This window comes from Phaeovibrio sulfidiphilus (assembly GCF_014861485.1).
Taxonomy (GTDB): Bacteria; Pseudomonadota; Alphaproteobacteria; order Rhodospirillales; family Rhodospirillaceae; genus Phaeovibrio; species Phaeovibrio sulfidiphilus.
This window is the reverse complement of record NZ_JACZHT010000005.1, coordinates 177,604-199,320: the sequence shown is the minus strand read 5'-3', so window position 1 is coordinate 199,320 and position 21,717 is coordinate 177,604. Positions and strand designations below refer to the sequence as shown.

19 protein-coding genes are annotated in these 21,717 nt (G+C 66.3%); 11 read left to right on the top strand and 8 right to left on the bottom strand.

Features of this window, described 5'->3' with window-relative positions:
* Nucleotides 1-20: 20 nt before the first annotated feature.
* Both dksA and IHV25_RS08005 read right to left on the bottom strand, forming a co-directional pair.
* Complete coding sequence (dksA, locus tag IHV25_RS08010) at nt 21-440, bottom strand: RNA polymerase-binding protein DksA (protein WP_192534589.1); 420 nt, start codon at nt 438-440, stop codon at nt 21-23.
* Nucleotides 441-694: 254 nt separating this feature from the next.
* Complete coding sequence (locus IHV25_RS08005; RefSeq protein ID WP_192534588.1) at nt 695-1,141, bottom strand: flagellar assembly protein FliX; 447 nt, start codon at nt 1,139-1,141, stop codon at nt 695-697.
* Between the two features lie 322 nt (nt 1,142-1,463).
* Here IHV25_RS08005 and IHV25_RS08000 point away from each other — a divergent pair, with 322 nt between their 5' ends.
* Genes IHV25_RS08000 through IHV25_RS07980 form a run of 5 tightly spaced genes read left to right on the top strand, consistent with a single transcriptional unit; the run spans nt 1,464 to nt 8,024 of the window.
* Entirely contained in the window at nt 1,464-2,639 is a 1,176-nt protein-coding gene (locus IHV25_RS08000; RefSeq protein ID WP_192534587.1) for a flagellar basal body P-ring protein FlgI, read from the top strand.
* A gap of 10 nt (nt 2,640-2,649) precedes the next feature.
* Nucleotides 2,650-3,207 (top strand): rod-binding protein, encoded by a 558-nt coding sequence (locus IHV25_RS10570; protein ID WP_274605262.1) that lies wholly within the window; start codon nt 2,650-2,652, stop codon nt 3,205-3,207.
* Nucleotides 3,208-3,211: 4 nt separating this feature from the next.
* Nucleotides 3,212-4,135 (top strand): hypothetical protein, encoded by a 924-nt coding sequence (locus tag IHV25_RS07990; protein WP_192534586.1) that lies wholly within the window; start codon nt 3,212-3,214, stop codon nt 4,133-4,135.
* Nucleotides 4,136-4,185: 50 nt separating this feature from the next.
* Nucleotides 4,186-6,441 (top strand): flagellar hook-associated protein FlgK, encoded by a 2,256-nt coding sequence (gene flgK, locus IHV25_RS07985; RefSeq protein ID WP_192534585.1) that lies wholly within the window; start codon nt 4,186-4,188, stop codon nt 6,439-6,441.
* 14 nt (nt 6,442-6,455) lie between these two features.
* On the top strand, nt 6,456-8,024 hold the full coding sequence (locus IHV25_RS07980) for a flagellin (protein ID WP_192534584.1): 1,569 nt from the start codon (nt 6,456-6,458) through the stop codon (nt 8,022-8,024).
* Nucleotides 8,025-8,237: 213 nt separating this feature from the next.
* Here IHV25_RS07980 and IHV25_RS07975 read toward each other — a convergent pair whose 3' ends face one another.
* The 3 genes from IHV25_RS07975 to IHV25_RS07965 all read right to left on the bottom strand — a co-directional run bounded on the left by IHV25_RS07975 (nt 8,238) and on the right by IHV25_RS07965 (nt 11,504).
* Nucleotides 8,238-9,068 (bottom strand): hypothetical protein, encoded by an 831-nt coding sequence (locus IHV25_RS07975; RefSeq protein WP_192534583.1) that lies wholly within the window; start codon nt 9,066-9,068, stop codon nt 8,238-8,240.
* 152 nt (nt 9,069-9,220) lie between these two features.
* Nucleotides 9,221-10,708, bottom strand: coding sequence for an ATP-binding protein (locus IHV25_RS07970; RefSeq protein ID WP_192534582.1), 1,488 nt, complete (start codon nt 10,706-10,708; stop codon nt 9,221-9,223).
* A 22-nt stretch (nt 10,709-10,730) separates the two neighbouring features.
* The gene (locus IHV25_RS07965; RefSeq protein WP_192534581.1) at nt 10,731-11,504 is read right to left on the bottom strand and encodes a response regulator; all 774 of its coding nucleotides are present in this window, start codon (nt 11,502-11,504) and stop codon (nt 10,731-10,733) included.
* Between the two features lie 425 nt (nt 11,505-11,929).
* Between IHV25_RS07965 and IHV25_RS07960 the strand changes: the two genes are divergently transcribed.
* Nucleotides 11,930-12,823, top strand: coding sequence for a branched-chain amino acid aminotransferase (locus IHV25_RS07960; RefSeq protein WP_192534580.1), 894 nt, complete (start codon nt 11,930-11,932; stop codon nt 12,821-12,823).
* Nucleotides 12,824-12,931: 108 nt separating this feature from the next.
* Here the strand turns inward: IHV25_RS07960 and IHV25_RS07955 are convergent, their stop codons facing one another.
* On the bottom strand, nt 12,932-13,885 hold the full coding sequence (locus tag IHV25_RS07955; protein WP_192534579.1) for a LysR family transcriptional regulator: 954 nt from the start codon (nt 13,883-13,885) through the stop codon (nt 12,932-12,934).
* Between the two features lie 474 nt (nt 13,886-14,359).
* On the opposite strand from IHV25_RS07955, the gene IHV25_RS07950 reads away from it, so the two are divergent.
* The 4 genes from IHV25_RS07950 to IHV25_RS07935 all read left to right on the top strand — a co-directional run bounded on the left by IHV25_RS07950 (nt 14,360) and on the right by IHV25_RS07935 (nt 17,972).
* Complete coding sequence (locus IHV25_RS07950; RefSeq protein ID WP_338048606.1) at nt 14,360-15,550, top strand: aldo/keto reductase; 1,191 nt, start codon at nt 14,360-14,362, stop codon at nt 15,548-15,550.
* A 128-nt stretch (nt 15,551-15,678) separates the two neighbouring features.
* The gene (locus IHV25_RS10330) at nt 15,679-16,263 is read left to right on the top strand and encodes a cyclophilin-like fold protein (RefSeq protein WP_197974997.1); all 585 of its coding nucleotides are present in this window, start codon (nt 15,679-15,681) and stop codon (nt 16,261-16,263) included.
* Nucleotides 16,264-16,361: 98 nt separating this feature from the next.
* Nucleotides 16,362-17,093: a dihydrofolate reductase family protein gene (locus IHV25_RS07940; protein ID WP_192534578.1), complete on the top strand. Its 732-nt coding sequence runs from the start codon at nt 16,362-16,364 to the stop codon at nt 17,091-17,093.
* Between the two features lie 135 nt (nt 17,094-17,228).
* Entirely contained in the window at nt 17,229-17,972 is a 744-nt protein-coding gene (locus IHV25_RS07935) for an SDR family oxidoreductase (RefSeq protein ID WP_192534577.1), read from the top strand.
* 323 nt (nt 17,973-18,295) lie between these two features.
* On the opposite strand, the gene IHV25_RS07930 is transcribed toward IHV25_RS07935, so the two are convergent.
* Together IHV25_RS07930 and tyrS are read right to left on the bottom strand one after the other, a co-directional pair.
* A complete protein-coding gene (locus IHV25_RS07930) occupies nt 18,296-19,348 on the bottom strand; it encodes a glycosyltransferase family 9 protein (protein ID WP_192534576.1) in 1,053 nt (350 codons plus the stop codon).
* Nucleotides 19,349-19,359: 11 nt separating this feature from the next.
* Nucleotides 19,360-20,610, bottom strand: coding sequence for a tyrosine--tRNA ligase (gene tyrS, locus IHV25_RS07925; RefSeq protein WP_192534575.1), 1,251 nt, complete (start codon nt 20,608-20,610; stop codon nt 19,360-19,362).
* Nucleotides 20,611-20,952: 342 nt separating this feature from the next.
* Between tyrS and IHV25_RS07920 the strand changes: the two genes are divergently transcribed.
* The gene (locus IHV25_RS07920) at nt 20,953-21,537 is read left to right on the top strand and encodes a DUF3576 domain-containing protein (RefSeq protein WP_242018878.1); all 585 of its coding nucleotides are present in this window, start codon (nt 20,953-20,955) and stop codon (nt 21,535-21,537) included.
* The last annotated feature ends 180 nt before the right edge of the window (nt 21,538-21,717 follow it).

The window sequence follows — 21,717 nt, the reverse complement described above, 5'->3', positions numbered from 1 at the left end:
GGGCGGTGCGGTTGCGTGGATCAGTCCTGCCGGTAGACCCGCTCCCGCCGTTCGTGGCGTTCCTGGGCTTCCAGCGAGAGGGTGGCGACAGGCCGGGCCTCAAGACGCTTCAGGCTGATGGGCTCTCCCGTCTCCTCACAGTAACCATAGGTTCCGTTGCTGATCCGCTCAAGGGCGGCGTCGATCTTGGCGATCAGCTTTCGCGCCCGGTCCCGGGTCCGGAACTCGAGGGCGCGGCCGGTCTCGGTGGTCGCACGGTCGGCCAGGTCCGGTTCCTGAATGCCGCCGTCCTGGTGAAGGTCCAGAAGAGTTTCCTCGGACTCGCGCACCAGGTCGATCTTCCATTTCAGGAGCTTCTGTCGGAAGAACTCCTTTTGCTGGTCATTCATGAAAGGCTCGTCGTCGCTGGGCACGTAGTCCGGGGGTAAAGTGGTATCCATCGTGAAAGTCCCCTAGTTTTTCTGTGCGCAGGATTGCATTGGAGTATCAGGACGCGTGATGCAAGGTGGCGCACTACCTGTTTCAAGTGCTCGCTGGCGACGGTCGGGCCTGGTCCCGAACGGTTCTTGGTCTTGTCAGTCCCCGGAAGGGGGCTTTTTCGTCGCAGGCGAGTATGGTCCGGGGCCAGTGGCGCCGCGGGCGCCGACTATATAATACCGGGCATGGAGGCTCGGCAAGGCTCAAATTTCAGTTATTACGCTTCCATTTTTGCGAGTTCAACTTCGGCGCGCAGTGTTATTTCATCCAGAATGACCCGCAGGGGTCCGTCTGTAGTGTGCTCCTGTCTTTGGCGCAGGGCGTGGGTGATCCGCTCCAGTGTCGCGCGGGGGACGGTTCCGCTCAAAAGGGAGACCCGAAGGGCGTCCAGGTCGTCCAGAAGATCCTCGCCCCAGCGGACGGCCTGCCGGGCCCGGGCGGACCGGTCCCCCGTGGGGGCGACGGCGTCCACCTCCTGGAGCGCAAGAAGGGCGCCCAGCCCGTGAACGGGCACAGCGGTGTCCACCGCCGGAGCAAGGTCCGCGGCCTCATTCACAACGGTGTTCAGGACGCTTCCGAAGGCCGGGCCGGAGCCCGGGGACGGGGCAGAGCGCGACGGCGCACTTTTCTGTGTGCCCGTGTTGCGAAGGGTGGGAACGCGCATGCGGGGCCTCCAGGATCCGAAAAGCCGTCTGGTCCATGGCGCCAGCGGCGGGACTGGTGTTATTATAACGACAGCCTTGCGTGCAAGAAAGGTGAATTGCTTGCCCTCCACCGGGCAGAAAGTGCCGGGCGGCCAATGATTCCGGGGGATACGCGCTGTGAGGGGCGGAGTCCGGGTCCGGGACTCGGCAGTCCCCGGGATTGCGTGTGTTGGCGCGGTTCTTGCATCGGGTTCATGAATGGCCGCTTGGCCGGTGTCCGGAGGTCCGGGCCCCGGGCCTGCGGCATGTCTGAGGCCAGGGAAACCAGGGAAAGGGGTCGGGATGACACGAGGAAAGGATGCACCCGGGCGGCTTGCGCAGCGGTTCTGCGCGGGCCTTCTGAGTCTGGCCCTGGTGCTTGGCCCGCTTCTGACGCTGCCCGCGCCGGCCCATGCGGCCTCGCGCATCAAGGATATTGCCGACTTCGAGGGTGTCCGCTCCAACTATCTGATCGGCTATGGCCTTGTGGTGGGCCTTCTGAACACGGGCGACGACCTCAAGAAGAAAGACCCCTACACGCTGGAATCCGTCATCTCCATGCTGGAGCGCCTGGGCCTGTCCACCCGGCCCCTGGAGGGCGCCAAGAGCCAGATGGACTCAGGAAACGTGGCCGCGGTCCTGGTGACCGCCACGCTGCCCGCCTTCGGACGGCAGGGCAGCCGGATTGACGTGACCGTCAGCGCCCTTGGAACGGCCACCAGCCTGATGGGCGGAACCCTTCTGGTCACCCCCCTGATCGGCGCGGACGGCCAGGTCTACGCTGTCGCCCAGGGCAAGCTCCAGGTCGGGGGCTTTGCCGTGGCCGGAGCGGCGGAGACCATCCAGAAAGGCGTCCCCACCAGCGGGCGCATCCCCAACGGAGCCATGATCGAGCAGGAGGTTCCCTTCGACCTTGCCAACATGGAGGCGGTCCGTATCTCGCTGCGCAACCCGGACTTCACCACCGGGCGGCGCATCGCCCAGGCGGTGAACGCCTTCCTGGGCGTGGAGGTGGCGACCCTTCTGGATCCGGGTACCGTTCATGTGCCCCTGCACGGGCGCTACCAGAACCGGGCGGTGGACTTCTTCGCGGATGTGGAACAGCTTCTGATCGAGCCGGATCTTACGGCCCGGGTTGTGATCGACGAGGCCACCGGGACCATCGTCATTGGCGAGAACGTGCGCATCAGCACGGTGGCCGTGGCCCAGGGGGCGCTGACCATCCGGGTGACGGAGACCCCCCAGGTGTCCCAGCCCACGCCGTTCAGCCTGGGCGGGGAGACCGCCGTGGTCCCCCGGACTGACATTCAGGTGGATGAGCAGAGCGACCGGCGCCTGGCCGTGGTCAACAGCGGTGTCAGTCTCCAGGATCTGGTGGACAGCCTGAACGCGCTCGGGGTCGGGCCCCGGGACATGATCACCATCTTGCAGGCCATCCGCGCATCCGGCGCGCTTCAGGCCGATATCGAGGTCATGTAGGGAGGGGCCGATGGGCGACGATCTTTCAACCCGCTACGGGCCGAACATGGCCCTTCTGGAACAGGCGATGGCCGGGCGCGCGGCCCGGGGCGCCTCCGGCGGCGCTGTGCTGTCCGGATCCCGGGGGCCCGGCGCCTCCGCATCCGCGCCCTTTGCGGTGTCCGGCGCCCCGGACGCCTCGGGCGTGGCCGACAGCGCGCGCACGCCGTCCTTTGCCCGGGTGCTTGCGGATGGCCGCGGTCCCGCGGTCCAGTCCCGCCCGGGCCGGAGCCTCCCCCAGGTCGCGGCCCAGGATCCTGCCCGGGATCCCGCTCACGCGCGCTACACCCCGGAGCAGATCGAGGAGGCCCGCCGGACGGCCCAGGAGTTCGAGGCGTTTTTCATCTCCCAGATGCTCCAGCCCATGTTCCAGGAGCTGAACTCGGAGCCTCCGTTCGGCGGAGGGAACGCGGAACGGATCTGGCGGTCCATGATGGTGGACGAGTACGGCTCCATGATCGCCCGCAACGGCGGCGTTGGCATTGCCGATGCCGTGATGCGGGAAATGCTGAAATCACAGGAAGTCTGATGCCATGGCCAAGCAGGAAACACCCTCTCCCCGCCGGAGCGCCCTGAGACGCAAGGACGCCTCCGCCTCCGAACGGAGCCCGGGCCGCCTGTCCGCCACCCGGACCTCCGGTGCCCCGGATGCCGAAGACACCGCGGCCGGATCCCGGGAGGCCCCCGCTGCGGCGGCGGCCCCGTCCCGCGCGGCCTCGGGAACCCGGTCGGGGGCATCCTCGCTGCGGGCGTCCCGAAGCGATGCCCAGCCCATGCGCCGCTCCCGCGATGCGGCCTCCCCATCGGCCTCCCGGGCCGCAGGGGCTGCGCCCGCATCGGAGCGGGCCGGATCCCGCACGCCGGCCCGGCCCCGGAACGCATCCGGCTCCGGCGCGGCGACCCCCGCAGCCGGGAAGGGGGGAGCGGCTCCCCTCGTGTCCCGGACTGACAAACCGGGGATCAGGCCCCTGCCTCCCACACCGGTGGCCCGGCCCGCGTTCGACCGCAGGCTTCCGGGCTCGGTGGACGTGCATGTTGAGGATCTTCTGAAGTCCCTGGCCCGCCTGTATGACGTGCTGGTCCAGGAAAACGAGGCCCTGGCCCGCATGGATGTGCGCACCGCCCAGTCCTGCCTGGAGGAAAAGGAGCGCGCCACCCTGGACTACCGGCGGAACCTTCTGGCGGTGCACCGCAATCCGGGCCTGCTTCTGAACCTCGAGGAGGACCAGAAGGCTGCCATGCGCCGGGCGGGCGAGGCCCTCAAGACCGTGTCCGAGGAAAACTGCCGGCGCCTTCAGGCCGGGATGGACGCCATCGGATACACCATCGAGAGCGTGTTTCAGGCGGTGCGCGAGTATGTCGTCGAGCATACCGCCAGCTACACGGAGGAGGGCACGGTGGAGCCCAACTTCACCTCGTCCTCGGACAAGTCAATCAGCGTGAACAGGACTCTTTGACAGGGCTGCCCTGTCTGGTTTTTTGGGGATGAAACGGGAGGAACCCGGTAATGGTACTCAGTCTGGCACTCAATTCGGCAACGAGCGGTCTTGGCGCCTCGCAGAAGGCGATCGAGACGATCTCCCACAACATCACGAATATCAACACGCCCGGCTATACGCGCAAGATCTACAGCACCAAGAGCCGGGTGTTCGACAACGTGGGGCAGGGCGTCGCCAGCGCGGGTATCATCCGCCACGTTGACGAGGCCCTGAACAAGGCGATCCGCTCCCAGATGTCGGACCTCGAGTACCTGCGCCAGAGCAACTCGTACTTCACGCGCATGCAGAACCTTCTGGGGACCACGGGCAGCCAGTCGTCGTTCGCCCACCAGATCGGGCGGCTCGCGGCGGCAGTCCAGCAACTGGCGGACCAGCCCCAGGAAGCGTCCATGCAGATCGGGTTCAAGCGCGCGGTCGAGGACGTGGTCTACCAGTTCAACACGGTGGGCAAGGCCCTGGACACGGTCCGTGTCGAGGCGGACCAGGACATTGCGGGCGCCATCGAGCAGGTGAACATGTGCGTCAACAACATTCACCTCCTGAACCGCGAGATCGGCAAGGGCCTGTCCACCAACCGGGACATCACCAACCTTCTGGACCAGCGGGACTACCAGCTTCAGCTTCTGAACGAGATGGTCGAGGTGGACTCGTTCGATCTCGGGGACGGCACGCTGGGGATCTACACCAAGGGGGGCACGCCGCTCCTGGACGCCCAGCCCTACCGCCTTGTGCACTCGGCGGTGACCGGAGCCGGGCCCGCGGACACCTACGCCGGCGGAGGCTTCGGGGCCATCACGGTCGTGGACACAAACGGGGCGCCTCTGGACTCCACCCGCATCGGGCCCAACCAGGACATCACCAAGGACATGAAGGGCGGGCGTATCGGCGCCGCCATCGAGCTGCGCGACAAGACCGCGGTGGACTACCAGGCCCAGATGGACGAGCTCTCGGTCCAGCTCCAGCAACTGATGAACCAGATCAACAACCGGGGCACCTCGTACCCGACGATTGTCAGCTCCATGCAGGGGTCGCGGGTCTTCGCGGGGCCCGACGTGTCCACCATGGTGATGGGCCAGGAGGCCAACACCCGGGTGGTGATCCTGGGGCAGGACGGCAAGGAGATCGTCTCGAAGGACATCAGCGACATTGTTGCGTCCAAGACCTCGAAGGACATCCACGATCCGGCCAACGCCCCCACCGTGCGGGAGGTCGCAACGGCGGTCGAGGAGTGGCTCCGGGACGCGCGGCCGGGCGGTGGAGGCTTCCCGGACGCCGAGTTCCGCTGGGATGACAAGACCCGGACCTTCAATCTGGACCTGAAAAGCAACGAGGCGTCCATCGTCTTCCATGACTACAACTCCCAGAAGGCCAGCGAGGACGTGGCCATCGAGCTGTCGGTGAACGGACAGGCGCCCTCGGAGAGGGACATCAAGGGGTTCTCGAACTTCTTCGGGTTCAACGACATTCTCGAGCGCTCCGGGACCGAGTACATCTACGACAGCGGGATCCGCTCCGAGGGCTGGCGGGTCAGCACCTCCGGGTCTCTGTCCTTCTACGTCGCCAACAATACGGGGGGGCTCACCCTTCTGGGGGGCAAGACCCTGTCGGTCGGAGCAAACGACACCCTGGCCACCATTGCGGACCGGATCAACCAGGACCCGGATTTCCAGGGCAAGATCAAGGCCGAGGTCATTCCGGAGGGCGGCGGCTACCGCCTGCGCATCAAGAACAAGGAGGGTGACGACATGATCGTCACCCAGGGCGCCGGAGAGACGGTCCTGGACCAGCTTGGCATGAAGCGGGCCAACGTGGGGGCGGCCGGGAGCCTGAGGCTCAACCCGGTTCTGGCGTCGGAGCCCGAGCGGGTGTCCCGGGGCGACCTGGGCTACAACGCGGACACGGGCCTGTGGCGCTCCGAGGGCGAGGGGGGCAACACGACCCTGATCGCCATGGAGCGGGCCCTCAAGGCCGGGGTCGATTTCCCCTCGACGGGCGGTCTGACCTCGGGCAAGCGGACGGTCCAGGAGTACGCGTCCCTGATCATGTCCTACAACTCGACCCAGGCGAATGACGTCCAGAACCGCTATCTGTACGCCACAGACATGGTCAACCAGCTTCTGGTGGAGCAGGGCGACATCAGCGGAGTTGACATGAACGAGGAATTCGCCCAGCTGATTATATGGCAGAAGATGTTCCAGGCGTCGGCCAAGGTGGTCTCCGCGACGACCGACATGCTGGATTCACTCCTGGCGATGAAGTCCTAGGGAGGACACGTAAAATGGCTGTTACCTTCTCCACCCGCGTCGGATCCTACGCCCAGAACAGTTTCATGATCTCGAACCTGAGCCGCATGCAAAAAACCATGGCGGACCTCCAGGTGCAGCAGGCAACCCTGCTGAAGAGCCAGCAGTACACCGGCATCGGCGTGGACACCTATCGTCTGGTGAACATGGAAACCCAGGTCACCAAGATCGACACCTACTACACCACCAACCAGAACACGACCCTGTCCGTCAAGCTGATGACCCAGGCCGTGGAGTCCATCGACAGCGATCTGAGCAACGCCATTGCAGCGCTGAAGGAGTTCAACTCCCTCAACATCACGCCGGGGAACCTGAACAAGGACCAGCAGGCCAAGCTGGACCGGGCCCAGGAGGCCGCGTTCAGCGCGCTCCAGGGGCTGGCCGAGTCCCTGAACAGCACGGATGACGGCTCGAAATACCTGTTCTCCGGCGGCAAGTCCGACACCGCGCCGGTGAAGTTCGCCTACTCCAGCCTGAAGCAGTTCCAGGCCGACTGGGACGGCAAGACCATGATGGTCCCCCAGTCGCGCACCGCGGACATGAACGACTTCCGCCACATCGGGGTGATGACGTTCCGCAAGGATCTCACCGAGGCCACTGCTGCGGGTTACGTCGTCCCGGACAACCTCACGGACCTGAACACCAAAAACAAACTCGGCGCGATCGAGTTCCCCAACGGCGCCAGCAACCCGCCGGTTCTGGAGGATGTGACCATTCCGGCCGGGCAGACGGTGACGAACAAGACGTTCGAGATCGCCAACGCGGGCGATGTGAAGGCCGGGGATGTTCTGCGGGTCCAGGGTGGCGACGGCAAGGTCTATCAGGTGACCGTCGACAAGGTGGACGGCGACGGCAAGACCATCACCATGAAGCGCGACGGTGCGGTTCCCGACGGCGTGGGGGTTTCATCGGTGGAGAAGGTGAACCTGCCCCAGGGCATCGTCAGTGTGACCGGCGCCGGCCTGAACACGGGGGACTACCGGCTTCTGGATGTGTACAAGGATGCGAGTGGCAACGCATGGATGATTGTTGATCCGCCTCCGGGAGACCCGGGCACCTCCACCACCGCGGCAACCCTCGAGCGCAACATTTACTACCAGGGCGACGAGCTCTCCACCAAGTACAATCTCTCGGAAAACCGGACCCTCGAGGTGGGCGTCAACGCCAAGGACGCGGCGTTCGAGAAGGCCTACCGGGCCCTGGCCCTGGTGGCCATGGGCAACCTGGAGAACGACCCGGAGCGCGGCAAGGAGGCCATGGACCTTCTGAACGACGCCCGGAAGCACAATCCCAAGTGGCCGGAGGAGGAGGCCAGCGATCTCCAGAGCGTGGGCTCCCGCCTGTCCCTTGACTACGCCACGGTTCAGAACACCATGGAGTCCCAGAAGAACACCATCAACTACCTGACCTCCGCCGCCAACGACATCAAGGGTGTGAACAGCTATGACGTGGCCGCGCAGATTACGGCTCAGCTCACGTATATGCAGGCCTCCTACGCGGCGTTCGCCATGGGTCAGCAGCTGAGCCTGGTGGACTACCTCTGATCCAGGGTGCGGCTCTCCGGCTCTTTCGGCCTGACGCACCGGGTGCGTATGACGCCCGGCAGGCCGGGCGGACTTTGGGGAGCCGGGGCCTGCCATGCAGACACAGGGGCCCGGCCATAGTGCCGGGCCTTTTTTTGTGGCCCCATGGGCGCCAGGTACCGGGTGGGGCCGGGCGAGGACGGGGGCGGACCGGTTGTCTGGCTGCGCGGGATGTCAGGCGGGCGCCGTTGGTGAGGTCTCTGTGCGCTCCCCGCCGGTGATGGCCTGAGCGGTGGTGGAGGCGCCGGAGCCGTCGGAGTCTCCAGTTCCCTGGGATTGGGACGCCTGGTGCCCGGGGTCTTTGGAATACTTGATTGCATGCTCCAGCAGGGCAATGATCTGATCGGGTTTTTCTCGTAACAAGGATGCGATAAATGCAAAAATATAAATCCCGCCGAGAATAGCAACAAGAGGCAAGAAAACAGATTCTAATCGTCCATTGATCAGTTTATCTGCTGATATTGCCAGGGCAAAAAAGGCGGGGAAAAGGCCAATTTTCGGGAATTCACCGATCAGAGGCAAGATGAGCCTGTCGAATCTGGACCACGTGTGGCGATATTGAAGGAGTCCATATTCCAGGGTTTCTTTATCAATTCCCTGTAACCTGTTGACGATGGCTGCATATTTATGGAGTGAGAATTTATAATATAAAATTACTCCCTTGAGTGGGTCTTTACGGCTCTTCCATTCCTCAGACAAAAATAAAATTAATACTAATGACGGGTAGGCTATTGTTGTAATTGCAGCGATATATCCAGATAAAACGAGAGTGTCTCTAAGCCAGTTTGTAGGTGATGTGCTTGTTACGCCATAATATAAAGCGAACACAGATGGGATAAAAAATATTAAGGCAGTAAAAATAGTTGAATTTATTAATATAAATTTTTTTCGTGGTGAAAAAATGTCTTCAGGTTTGTATTTAATAGAACTTCTGGCCTCCTCCAGGATCTCAAACAGTTCGTCCAGCTTGTTTTGCTGCAGCATGATTTTTTCTCCCTGATCCATGCGTCTTTTTCGTTTTTTTCGCGGTGGGCAGCCGGGCCGGCGGGGCGTGGCTGTCCTGACATGCCGGGGCCGCCGGGGCGGTCCCCTTTTCCCGTTTCAAACCGTCAGCGTCCCGACATGCCGGGGCGGATGCCCGGTTCCGTTCCCACAGGTCAGAGGGGGAAGCGGATCCGGGCTCTCAGGCCCCCGGGGGGGCTGCTTTCCAGAAGGATGTCGCCCCCCATGGACCGGGCGCTGTCCCGGGCGATGGTCAGCCCCAGGCCCGTTCCGCCGGTCTTCGGGTTGCGCGAGCCCTCGAGGCGGACGAAGGGGCGGAAGACCTCCTCGCGCCGGTCCGGGGGAATGCCGGGGCCGTCGTCGTCCACCAGCACCTCGGCGTGGCGCCCGCGCAGGCCGACGCGCACGCTGGCCTTGGTTCCGTAGCGGACGGCGTTTCCGATCACGTTGGACAGGCAGCGCTCGGTGGCGTGGGGCTTGAGGGTGAGCACCACCGGGCCCGGGGCGTGGACCTCGATTTCGCCGCCCGCCCGGCGCACCTTGGCGGCGATGCTCTCCGCCAGCGCGACCAGGTCCACGGGCTCGCTGTCCTCGAGGGCGTCGCTCTGGGCGAAGGCCAGGTAGCCCTGGATCAGGCGCTCCATCTCGGCGATGTCCTCCTCCAGCTCGCGGGCGCCCTCGTTTTCCTCCATGAAGGCCAGCTGGAGGCGCATGCGGGTCAGGGGTGTGCGCAGGTCGTGGCTGACCCCGGCCAGCATCTCGGTGCGCTGGGTGATCTGGCGCCGGATGCGGTCGCGCATGCGGATGAAGGCGGTTCCAGCCTTGCGGACCTCGAGGGCGCCCCGGTTGGGGAAGTCGTCCACGTCCAGCCCCTTGCCGAGGGCGTCGGCGGCGCTGGCGAGCCGGCTGATGGGGCGGATCTGGTTGCGCATGAACAGCCACGCCACCGAGAACAGCACGAGGGACGACACAATCATCCAGACGATGAACACATAGACGGTGCTGGAGAACAGCCGCTTGCGGGGGATAAGGATTTCCACAAGATCGTCGGGAAGCTCGAGGTAGAGGACCAGGGTCTTGTCGTTCAGGACGCCGACGTAATAGGGCACGGTGCCGCGCTCGCCCAGGGCGGCGTCCAGGGCCTGGGTGAGGGTGCGGACCACGTAGGCGTCCTCGGTGAGAGCGCCGGTCGGGTTCTTGTAGGGCTTCACCCGCTCGCTCCCCGGGGGCAGGATCCGGATGCCCATCTGAAGGTGCACGCCCGCCAGATTGAACAGCTCGGCCCGGATTTTGGGGTCATCCGTCCGCTGCAGGGTGTCGGCAACCAGCGCCACCTCTGCCGCCACCGACGAGTTCAGGCGCATGCTCATGGTCTCCCAGTGCCGGTCGAAGAAGAACTGGGCGGTGGCGACCTGGAGGAGCACAAGGGGCGTGACGATGATCAGCAGCGAGCGCCCCATCAGGCTTTTGGGCATGATGGCGCGAAAGCCGCGCCCGGCGGGAGAGAACAGCCGGGCGTACACGCGCCTCAGCTGGCGCAGGGCCTCGGTGGCCCGGCGCCGGAGCGAGGGCGCCGGCGAATGCGGCGGCGAGGGGGGCGGTGCCGCGGAGTCTGGCGGGGAGGGCGGGGGGGAGGGGGCCATGCGGTCTCGTGTCCTGTTCCGTTCAGTCCGTCACCAGTTGGTAGCCCCGGCCCCGGACCGTGCGCAGGTACCGGGGCGTGCGGGAGTCACCCTCCAGCTTCTTGCGCAGGCGGGTGACCTGCACGTCAATGGCCCGCGGTCCGCCCTCGGCGCCGGTTCGGGTGGCCAGATCCTCCCGGGAGACGATCGCGCCGGGGGTTTCTGCCAGAACCCGCAGGAGGGCCAGCTCGGCGGTGGTGAGGTGCACGGGTCCGGAATCATTTTCCAGAACACCTTTCTCGACATCGAAGCGGCACTCCCCGAGCCGCAGCACCGACGGATCGTCGTCCGCCCCGGCCTCGGCCCCCGTCCGTGCCGGATCCCGGGTCCGGCGCAGGATCGAGGCAATGCGCAGCAGAAGCTCCCTCGGGTGGAAGGGCTTGGGGAGGTAGTCGTCGGCACCGGCCTCGAAGCCCTGGATCCGGTCCTCCGCCTGGCCCATGGCCGTCAGCATGAGGATGGGGACATCCGAGCCCTCGCGCACGAACCGGGTCAGGGACAGGCCGTCCTCGCCGGGCATCATGATGTCCACAATCAGCAGGTCGAACCGGAACAGGGACAGGTGGACCCGTGCGGTGGCGGCGTCCGGGGCGGTGCTGACCAGGAAGTCGTGTTCCTTCAGGTAGCGTCCGATCAGGGACAAGATCCGCTCGTCGTCGTCAATCACCAGGACGTGGGGCCGGGGCTCCGGCGGTTCGGCCCGCTCCGGCGCGGTGTCCTCCCGGGGGGGCGGGGGAGGCAGGGGGCTGTCGGTCATGCGGTCCCTCCACTGCGGACGGGGCGCGCCACGTGCCGTTTACCGGGTCCGGCGCGTCGGGCGGGTCTCGAGTCGGCCTGTTCTCCCCCCGGTTCTGAGCCCCCAACCCCCTGCCAGGGTTTGTTTCCCATGACGGAGGCGGGCGCCGGGGTGTCGTGTTTTTGCGGGCCGGAGGCTCTTGCGGGGGCACAGGGGCGCGGGAAACCGGGCCCGGGGGCCCGAGTGCCCCCGGAGCCGGAAAAAGATCCCGTTCCGTTTTTCAATTCTGTCATGGTCCCCGACGGCCTTCCCGTATTCTTGACAATGAAACAACAGCAATGGTACGGCTTGGGGTGCCAAAATGGAATAAAAACGCTTTGGTCGGCGTGGCTCGCCGCTTTGCAGACCCGCCCATTCCCTCACCGCTCATATGAAGGTCCGTTCCGATGTCTCTCCTCCCGTTTGACGACCGCGATGGTGTCATCTGGTTCAACGGGGCGCTGATGCCCTGGCGCGATGCGAAAATTCATGTTCTGAACCACGGACTGCACTACGGCAGCTGTGTGTTCGAGGGAGTACGGGTCTACAACAACAAGGTTTTCCGCCTGACCGAGCACTCGGAGCGGCTTCGCCAGTCCGGCCGGGTTCTGGGCATGGACCTGCCGTACACCACCGAGGAGCTGGACCGGGCGACCCTGCAGCTTCTGGAGGCCAACGGCATTGCGGACGGCTATATCCGCCCGGTGGCCTGGCTGGGCTCCGAGGTGATGGGCGTGTCCTCCCAGGGTGCGCGGACCCACGTGGCCATCGCCGCCTGGGTGTGGCCGACGTACTTCTCCATGGAGGCCCGCATGAAGGGTCTTCGCCTGGTGACGTCGTCCTGGCGCCGCCCGGCTCCGAACACGGTTCCGTACCGGGCCAAGGCGTCGGGTCTTTACATGATCTGTACCCTGTCCAAGGCCGAGGCCACCGAGAAGGGCTATGACGATGCCCTGATGCTGGACTGGCGCGGTCAGGTGGCGGAGAGCACCGGCTCGAACATCTTCCTGGTGATCGACGGCCGTCTGCACACCCCGACTCCGGATTGTTTCCTGGACGGCATCACCCGCCAGACGGTGATCGCGCTGGCCAAGCGCCGCGGTATCGAGGTGATCGAGCGCGCCATCATGCCGCAGGAATTCGCGGACGCCCAGGAGGTGTTCGTCACCGGCACCGCCGCCGAGGTCACCCCGGTGGGCTCCATCGACGACTACATGTTCACGCCGGGCCAGATCACCGCGACCCTGATTGCCGACTACGAGAAAGAGGTCGGAAGCAGCATCGCGCCGGCGTCGGCCTGACGCCCCGGAGCCGCCCGGCCGCCCCCTCGGGGCCGGCAGCAGACGGCTCTATGAGACGGTATCCACAGCATGCAGGCCCGGGGGCGATCTCCGGGCCTGTTTGCGTTTTCAGGAGGGTGGTGGATCGGGGATTGTATCGGCTGGGGTGGCGGCAGGCCCCACGGCCCCGCCCGCAGGCAGGCGCAGGGCGTTCACGACCAGCGAGAAGGCGGGGGAGGGCTGGCGCCGGCTCGGGTAGTACAGGTAGTACCCCGGGAAGGGGGCGCACCAGTCCTCCAGCACCCGGACAAGGCGTCCGTCCTCCAGAAGCGGCCCGAACTCGTCCTCCGGCAGGAAGGCGATGCCCAGCCCCGCGACGGCCGCGTCGACCATTCCCGGGGGCGTGTTGAAGACAAGCTGCCCCTCCACCCGGACGTTCAGTTTCCGGTCGCCGCGCTCGAACTCCCAGGCATAAAGGCCGCCCGCGCTTTGCAGACGCAGGTTGATGCAGGTGTGGTGCGTCAGGTCCGCCGGGGTGCGGGGCGGGGGGTGTGCTGCGAAATAGGCCGGAGAGGCCGCCGCCACCATCTGGAGCGGCGGGCCGATGGGCAGGGCAATCATGTCCCGGTCGATGGTGTCGCCCAGGCGCACGCCCGCATCGAACCGGTCGGCGACGATGTCCCGGAACCCGTAGTTGATATCAAATTCCACCCGGATGTCCGGATAGTCCTTCAGGAGCGGGGTCAGGCGGGGCAGAAGGATCCCGCGTATCACTTGTTCTCCCGCCGTGATCCGCACCGTGCCCGCGGGCTTGTCGCGCAGGGCCGTGAGCAGGTCGAGCTCGGCAGTGATCTCGTCGAAGCGGTGGCCGATGGCGTTCAGGAGCCGCTCCCCGGCGGCGGTGGGCGAGACACTCCGGGTGGTGCGGGTCAGGAGCCGGATCTCGAGCCGGGCTTCCAGCCCCCGGATGGCCTGGCTGAGGGCGGACTGGGTGACGCCCAGAAGGGATGCGGCCCGGGTGAAGCTCCGCTCCCGCGCCACGGTCACGAAATAGAGAAGATCCTTCAGGTTGTTCTTCACCATGGGTTTGGTCCTGGTGCCTCCCCGGGGAGGCGCGGGTGGGGGCGAGACCGGCAGGCCGGGAGAGCCCGGGGCCGGCAGGCCGGGGGCTCGGGCACCCGGGTGTGGGCCGGGGCGGTGAGACGGCGGTGGTCGGGCGAGGCTCCGGCCCGGGGCCGGCAGATCCGGAGGTTTGGGCGGTGGCCGGCCCCCGGGGGGCGAGGCCGGAAGCCGCCCCGGCTGGTGGTTCTGGCGTCCGGGAAGGCATACACCGGGAGCTTGCACCGGCTTCCCGGGCCCAATTCATTAGCTATGATTATAAGCTCGTTAAGCATTCATTAGCTAGTGCCTGATGCTCTCCTGCCCCATTCTTTTTCCCAGAACACACAATGTCGGCGCGGGTGTCTGCACCCGGTGCGGGCAGAGTCCCAGAGACAGGCGGGCTGTCACCCCCGGGGTCTCCCGCTGGCGCTGGCACAGGGACGAAAGGTACAGCACATGAGCACGCAAAATCAGGACACAGGCCCGACCCGCGAGGGATCCGGGGCGGCCGCCAACCGGCGCGGGTTTTTGAAGGCTGCGGGTGCGGCGGCGTTGACTGCCGCACTTCCGACGGGCGTGGCGTCGTTTGGCGCCCCCGCCGGAGCCTCCGCTTCCGGTTCGGCCGGTCCGGCTTCGTCGTCATCCTCGGGGACCATGGGCACCCGGATGCTGGGCGGGCTGCAGGTCTCGGAACAGGGGTTCGGTTGCATGAGCAACAGCCCCGGCCACTACGGTCCCGGGGTTGACCGGGCCACGAGCCTCCGGCTGATCCGCGAGGCGTTCGAGAGCGGTGTCACGTTCTTCGACACCGCCGAGGTCTACGGTCCCTATGTCAACGAGGAGCTGGTGGGCGAGGCTCTGGCGCCGGTGCGTGACCGGGTGGTTCTTGCCACCAAGTTCGGGTTTCGCATTGATGGCACCAACGGCCTGGACAGCCGTCCCGAACGCATTCGCCGTGTGGTCGAGGAGTCCCTGCGGCGCCTGCGGACCGACCGGATCGACCTTTACTACCAGCACCGCGTGGATCTGACCGTGCCCATCGAGGACGTGGCCGGCACCATCCGGGATCTGATCCAGCAGGGCAAGGTTCTGCACTTTGGCCTGTCCGAGGCAAGCGCCCGGACCATCCGCAGGGCCCATGCGGTCCAGCCCGTGACGGCGATCCAGACCGAGTACTCGATCATGGAGCGCAGCGTGGAGCACAACGGGGTTCTTCAGGTCTGCGAGGATCTGGGGATCGGCTTCGTGCCCTGGGGGCCTCTGGGGCAGGGATTCCTGCCAGGCACCCTGCCTCTGGACGTGCAGGCGCACTTTGATCCGGCCCTGGACCTTCGCACAACGTTTCCGCGCTTCAGTCCGGCGGTCCTTCAGGCGAACCAGCCTGTGTTGGATGCTCTCCAGGTCTTTGCCGACCGGAAGGGGGCGACCCGGGCCCAGATTGCCCTGGCCTGGCTTGCGGCCCGGAAGCCCTGGATCGTCTCCATTCCGGGGACCACCAGCCCGGATCACCTGCGGGAGAACCTGGGGGCCGTCGGTGTGACCCTGACGCCCTCGGACATGGCGGACATCGAGACGGCCTTTGCCGCCATCACAATCCATGGCGGGCGCATGGATGCCCGGCAGATGGCGCAGATTGGCCAGGACTGATCACCCACGTTTGCCCGGTGCATGTGCAGCAGGCGCCCGGACCGGAGCGGAGGCCGGGCCCCCGCACCCCCGCACGGGGCGCCGGTCCTCCCGAACCCGTTATCCCTCCGCAGGAAAGGCCCCTCCCAATGAGTGCCCAAACCATCCTGAACCGAGCTCTTCCGGGTGATCCTGCCGCCCGTCCCGCAGGCGCCCCTGTGGCGTCCGGGATGCGGCTGGCGGGCGCGGTTTTATGCGCCCTTGGGCTTGCGTCGGGGTGTGACGCTCCCGCGGGCACCGGATCGGAGGGCGGGTCCGGTACCGGGGCGCACTCCAGGGCGCACAACGGCTCCCACGACGGCCCCCGTGGGGCGGGCGCACCGGCAGGCGGTCTGTGGATGACCGTTGGCGGGCATCGGTTTTCCGTCACTCTGGCGGACACGGATGCGGCCCGGGCGTTCGAGGCGCTGGTACCCCTGGTTCTGAAGACCCGGGATCTGAACCGTAACGAGAAATACGGTGACCTGCCCCGGGCCCTGCCCCGGGCGGATCATCGGCCCGGTCAGATCGAAACGGGTGATCTCATGCTCTGGGACGGCGGCACGCTGGTGCTTTTCTACCGGACCTTTGAGTCCACCTGGCCCTACACCCGGCTGGGGCGCGTGGATGACCCCGCGGCCCTGGAGCAGGTTCTGGGTGGCGGCGCTGTGCGCCTCGAGTTCCAGCGGAAGTGACCTGGGTGTCTTCCGTTTTTCATTTTCCCGGAGCCCCGGACGATCAACGACCACCGGTCGGATCCGTTCAGGGATCAACGTTATAAAAGGTCAAGGCTATGAAGAAACCTTATGTTATTATTCACACCCTGACGTCACTGGAAGGCAAGATCAACTCCATCGCCGTGCCGGAGTTCCGGTCCGCGGCCCGGCAGTACGAGCAGCTGGCCCTTCATCCGGACACCCAGATCTTCAATATCCGGGGGTATCTGAACGGTCGGGTCACCACCGACGACAACACCACCTTCTACCGGCCGCCGGATCTCAGGCTCGATGCCGCGCCGGTTCCGGAGGGTGACTTCATCGCCGAGCCCGATGCGGCCATGTACTACGTCTCGATCGATCCGAACGGGCGACTGGGCTGGCAGGACACCGTGGTGGACTACGGGGGCGTTCGGGCCCACGTGATTTCGGTGCTGACGGAAAAGGCCGGCAACGCCTACCGGGACATGCTCCGGCGCCACGGCATCTCGTACATCATCGCCGGGGAGGAGCGCCTGGACAACGCCCTGGTCCTGCACAAGCTCTACACCCTCTTTGGCATGGACCGGGTCATGATCGGCGGGGGCGGCGTTCTGAACTGGTCGTTCTTGCAGGCGGGCCTGGTGGATGAGGTCAGCGTCCTTCTGGCGCCGATTGCAGACGGATCGCCGGACTCGCCGCGCCTGTTTCAGGCGAGGGAGCCCTACTGCAGTGTCGGCCCCCGGTCCTTTACCCTGATCGAGGCGCGCCCGCTGGAGGACAGCTCGCTCTGGCTGCGCTACCGGGTCAATCCGGCGCCGGCCGCGTGACACCTGGCCCGGCAGGGGGGGCGCAACACGGCCCTCCGACCGGCGGCCCCACCCGGTCCGGGGGACCAACGCCCCCGGGACGGGGGCTCACGGGGGGCAGCGGATCACAGAGTTTCACAACAGGGGAGACCCATCATGATCAAGGACAAGGTTGTTATCGTTACCGGAGCCTCGTCGGGCATCGGCGAGGCCACGGCCCGGCTGCTGGCGGAGCGCGGTGCCCGGGTTGTCCTGGGCGCGCGGCGGGAGGAGAACCTGGAGCGCATCACCCGGGAGATCCGCCAGAACGGCGGGCAGGCCGTCTTCCAGGCCCTGGACGTGACCCGCCCCGAGGACTGCGAGAGCATCGTCCAGCTCGCCCGGTCCGCGTTTGGCGGCGTGGATGTCCTGTTCCTGAATGCGGGGCTGATGCCGCTCTCGCCCCTGTCCGCGCTGAAGACGGACGACTGGCACCGCATGGTTGACGTGAACATCAAGGGAGTGCTGAACGGCGTGGCCGCGGTTCTGCCCGTGTTCCTTGCCCGGAAATCCGGGCACATCATTGCGACCTCGTCGGTGGCGGGGCTCAAGGCCTATCCCGGAGGGGCGGTCTACGGGGGCACGAAATGGTTCCTGCGGGACTTCATGGAGGTTCTGCGCATGGAATCCGCCATGGAGGGCAGCAATATCCGCACCTCCACGATCTATCCGGCGGCCATCAACACCGAGCTCCTGACAACCATCACCGGGAAGGAGACCCTCAAGCAGATGACCGCGCTCTATGAGCGGTATGGCATCTCGCCGGACCGGGTCGCCAGCGTCGTGGCGTTCGCGATCAGCCAGCCCGAAGACACCACCGTCAGTGAGCTGACGGTCGGGCCGACGACCCAGCCCTGGTAGGGTTCGGGGAGGTGCCGGAGCCTGCGGCCACGGGATGTTCCCCGGGGGCCGTGTCGTCCGGCCTTGACCCTGCACAGCGTCACCGGGTGTATGCCGTCTGCGCCGGTGCGGGTCTTGCCCCCGCACTGGTTCGCCTGGCGTTCACCGACTGCGCTGGCGCGGGTCTTGCGCCCGCACCCTGTCGCCCGGTGTTCCCCGTCGGGAGGGGTGCAAAGGCGTGTCCCGGAACCCTGCCAGCTGCACCGCCCCGGGATGCACCCATGTGCCCCGGGGCGGATTTGTTCAGGCCCGTGAGGCACGGATGTACCCCGGGGCGGGTTTGTTCAGGCCCGTGAGGCCAGGAGCGGCTGGCCGGGCTGGAGTGCTGCCAGGGCATCAAGAACCGCCTGCACCGGAATGGCGTCGATGCGCCCCTCGAAGGTTTCCGCGGCCACCCCGAAATCCTCGGGGGCGAGGGAGACAGCGTAGGGCAGGACCGGCGCATATTTCTTGCGCACGAACTGCCCCCGGGTGAGGAACACCATCGCACTGGCGCCCAGAGCCGCGATATGGGCCGCGCCGCCGTCGTTGGCCACGACCCCGGTCATGCGCCGGGCGAGGGCAATGCTCAGGCCCGGACCGGCCCCGGCCGCGGCCGGGTCTCCCAGGGGGTAGAGGGCATCGGGCAGGGCGGCGCGCAGGGGCGCCTCCAGATCCCGGTCATCGGGGCCCAGGGCAAACACCGGCGTGAAGCCGCGGGTGCGCTCGTGCAGGGCGACGGCAATCACCCGCTCCAGGGGCCAGCGCTTGTAGAGCGTTCCCGCACCCGGGAAAAATCCCATGTAGCGGCCCTCGTCAGGCAGCAGGTGGCGGGCCAGCTCCAGTGTTTTCGGATCCTTCAGCACGAAGGGGCCCGGCTCCAGGGGCGTTCCGGCCACCAGGGAGGCCCAGCGCATCATCCGCTCCCGCAGAAGGGGCGGATCCTTGCGCCCGTCCGCCGGACGCCGCGCGGACAGCCGGTAGCCAAGCGCCGGAGACACAAACAGGTCGCTGTGCAGGCGCAGGCGCAGCCACAGCGTCCGCTTCAGGAAGCGGCGCAGGTCAAGGATGGCACCGAAGCGGGTGGAGAACAGCTCCGCGGGCGCAGGCGTGTGGCCGGGAAGCCCGGGCTCCAGCGTCCACAGATCGTCGATCAGGCCGCTGGTGAGGGACCGCAGGCTGGTGGCATAGGCGGTACGGGTTTCCGTAAGCCAGACAAAGCGGGCCTGCGGGAAGACCGAGCGCAGGCCCTGCAGCATGGGCAGCTGCAGGGCGCCGTCCCCGAAGGCCTCGCCGTTCGAGTAGAACAGGACGCTTTCGGGCGTCCTGTCCGGGCCGGTTTTCCGGAAAAGGGCCACCGGATGGGGCCTCAGGCGGTCCGCACGAGGGCGTGACGCTTCTTGCCCGCCGACAGCTTGATGGCGCCGTCGCGCAGGTCGGCGGCGGTGAGGGTGCGCCCCGCATCGTCCACCAGCTCGTCGTTGATGCGCAGGCCGTTCTCGGAGATGAGGCGCTTGACCTCCTTGCCCGAGGTGGCGAGGCCGCTCTGGCGCATGATCTCGGCCAGCGGGATGCCCGCGGCCAGAGCCCCCGCGTCCACCGTCACGGTGGGCAGATCCTCGCCGGTGGTGCCTTCCTCGAAGACCCGGCGGGCCGTGTCCGCCGCCGCAAGAGCCGCCTCCTCGCCGTGGGCAAGGCGGGTGGTCTCGTGGGCCAGGATCTTCTTGGCCTCGTTGATCTCCGATCCGCCCAGAGCCTCCAGGCGACGGATTTCGTCCATGGGCAGCTCGGTGAACAGGCGCAGGAAACGGCCCACGTCCGCGTCCTCGGTGTTGCGCCAGAACTGCCAGTACTCATACGGGGAGCGCTGCTCGGCGTTCAGCCACACGGCGCCCTGGGCGGTCTTGCCCATCTTGGCCCCCGAGGACAGGGTGATCAGCGGGCTGGTCATACCGAACAGCTGGGTGCCGTCCACGCGGCGGGCCAGCTCCACGCCGGTGACGATGTTGCCCCACTGGTCCGAGCCGCCCAGCTGGAGCCGCATGCCCACGCGCCGGTTCAGCTCCAGGAAGTCGTAGGCCTGGAGGATCATGTAGTTGAATTCCAGGAACGACAGGTTCTGCTCGCGATCCAGGCGGCTCTTCACCGAGTCCATGGAGAGCATGCGGTTGACCGAGAAGTAGCGCCCGATATCCCGCAGGAACGGGATGTACGCCAGCTCGTCAAGCCAGTCGGCGTTGTTGACCATGCGGGCGTCCGTGGGGCCCTCGCCGAAGGTCAGGAATTTCTCGAAGACCTGGAAGATGCCCCGGACGTTGTCCGCAATGATCTCGTCGGTCATGAGGGGGCGGGCCTCGTCGCGGAACGAGGGGTCTCCGATGCGGGACGTGCCGCCGCCCATGAGCACCACCGGCTTGTGTCCCGTCTTCTGGAGCCAGCGCAGCAGCATGATCTGGACCAGGGATCCCACGTGGAGGCTCCGGGCGGTCGCGTCAAAGCCGATATAGGCCGTGACGGATTCGGACGCCATCAGGGCGTCCAGGGCCTCCAGATCGGTGCACTGGTGAAGATAGCCGCGCTCCTGCGCAAGGTTCAGAAATTCGGACTTCCGTGTCGTCATCGGAGGAACACCCACCCCTGGTCTGTGATGTGATATCGGTGAGGCGATATCTGTGGTGACACGATATCGGCAAGGCGATACCGGTGATGTGATAAAGGACGTGCATGCGGAGCGGCTCGGCACCGCGCACGGTTCCGCCGTTGGCCTTACCATACTCCGGGATCGACGGCAACGCGCGAGGGGGGCGCACTTCGCTTTTTCGATGCGGCCGGCGGGCGCCTTTTTCCTAAAAACCTGTTGAAGGGGCCTCGCGGATGTGGAAAACCAGAGTGTCTCCCGGTATGGTTGGGGCCTTGAAGGCTCTGTTTCCAGCGAAAACGATACAAAGGCGGTTTATACGAAATGAGCGAACCGATGATCCAGAAGGCGTGCCGCCCGAAAGGCCGCATGGCCGTCGCCGTGATCGCAGCCGGGCTCCTTGCGCTTGGTCTGTCGGCGTGCGAGGGCTCGAAAGCTGTCTATCCCGACCGCGGCCCGGGAAACAAAAAAGACCGCGAGATGATCGATCCCGCCAATCCGCCGCCCCGGGACAGCGTCTTCGGCGAGGGCGGACTGGACCTGTTCGGCTCCGGCGGCCAGAAGAAGGCCGAGGGCGGCAGCGCCATTGGCGTGAACAGCTTCCTGTGGCGCGCCTCGCTTGACACCCTGGGCTTCATGCCCCTCAGCTCGGCCGATCCGTTCGGCGGTGTCATCATCACCGAGTGGTACTCGCCGCCCGAGTCCCGGCACGAGCGCTTCAAGGCCAACGTCTACGTCATGTCCCGCCAGCTGCGGGCGGACGGGGTCCGGGTTGCGGTGTTCCGCCAGGTCCAGAACGACAAGGGGGCCTGGGTGGACGCGGACGTCAGCAAGTCCCTCTCCACCGAGATGGAGAACACCATTCTCACCCGCGCCCGGCAGCTTCGCCTGGCGGTGATCGCCGACTAGGGACGGGCCGGCCGCTCCGGGAGCGTGCTCCCGGGGCCGGTGTCCATCCCGTCGGGATGTGCGGGCCGCTCGGCGGTCCTGTTTTCGGGGGTGTCCGGTTTTTCGGGGAGAGCCGGGCGGCTCCTGTTTTTCATGGTGTGTGGTGCGCGCGGGTTTCCCCTGCGGGCCGCCCGGTGCGGT

Bases quoted from the DNA above. Each gene is read 5' to 3' on its own strand.
- IHV25_RS07920 (WP_242018878.1), top strand. From the start codon at position 20,953: ATGAGCGAACCGATGATCCAGAAGGCGTGCCGCCCGAAAGGCCGCATG.
- flgK (WP_192534585.1), top strand. From the start codon at position 4,186: ATGGTACTCAGTCTGGCACTCAATTCGGCAACGAGCGGTCTTGGCGCC.
- IHV25_RS08000 (WP_192534587.1), top strand. From the start codon at position 1,464: ATGACACGAGGAAAGGATGCACCCGGGCGGCTTGCGCAGCGGTTCTGC.
- IHV25_RS07940 (WP_192534578.1), top strand. From the start codon at position 16,362: ATGAAGAAACCTTATGTTATTATTCACACCCTGACGTCACTGGAAGGC.
- IHV25_RS07950 (WP_338048606.1), top strand. From the start codon at position 14,360: ATGAGCACGCAAAATCAGGACACAGGCCCGACCCGCGAGGGATCCGGG.
- IHV25_RS07975 (WP_192534583.1), bottom strand. From the start codon at position 9,068: ATGGATCAGGGAGAAAAAATCATGCTGCAGCAAAACAAGCTGGACGAA.
- IHV25_RS10570 (WP_274605262.1), top strand. From the start codon at position 2,650: ATGGGCGACGATCTTTCAACCCGCTACGGGCCGAACATGGCCCTTCTG.
- tyrS (WP_192534575.1), bottom strand. From the start codon at position 20,610: ATGACGACACGGAAGTCCGAATTTCTGAACCTTGCGCAGGAGCGCGGC.
- IHV25_RS07955 (WP_192534579.1), bottom strand. From the start codon at position 13,885: ATGGTGAAGAACAACCTGAAGGATCTTCTCTATTTCGTGACCGTGGCG.
- IHV25_RS07970 (WP_192534582.1), bottom strand. From the start codon at position 10,708: ATGGCCCCCTCCCCCCCGCCCTCCCCGCCAGACTCCGCGGCACCGCCC.
- IHV25_RS07980 (WP_192534584.1), top strand. From the start codon at position 6,456: ATGGCTGTTACCTTCTCCACCCGCGTCGGATCCTACGCCCAGAACAGT.
- IHV25_RS07990 (WP_192534586.1), top strand. From the start codon at position 3,212: ATGGCCAAGCAGGAAACACCCTCTCCCCGCCGGAGCGCCCTGAGACGC.
- dksA (WP_192534589.1), bottom strand. From the start codon at position 440: ATGGATACCACTTTACCCCCGGACTACGTGCCCAGCGACGACGAGCCT.
- IHV25_RS07965 (WP_192534581.1), bottom strand. From the start codon at position 11,504: ATGACCGACAGCCCCCTGCCTCCCCCGCCCCCCCGGGAGGACACCGCG.
- IHV25_RS10330 (WP_197974997.1), top strand. From the start codon at position 15,679: ATGAGTGCCCAAACCATCCTGAACCGAGCTCTTCCGGGTGATCCTGCC.
- IHV25_RS07935 (WP_192534577.1), top strand. From the start codon at position 17,229: ATGATCAAGGACAAGGTTGTTATCGTTACCGGAGCCTCGTCGGGCATC.
- IHV25_RS07960 (WP_192534580.1), top strand. From the start codon at position 11,930: ATGTCTCTCCTCCCGTTTGACGACCGCGATGGTGTCATCTGGTTCAAC.
- IHV25_RS08005 (WP_192534588.1), bottom strand. From the start codon at position 1,141: ATGCGCGTTCCCACCCTTCGCAACACGGGCACACAGAAAAGTGCGCCG.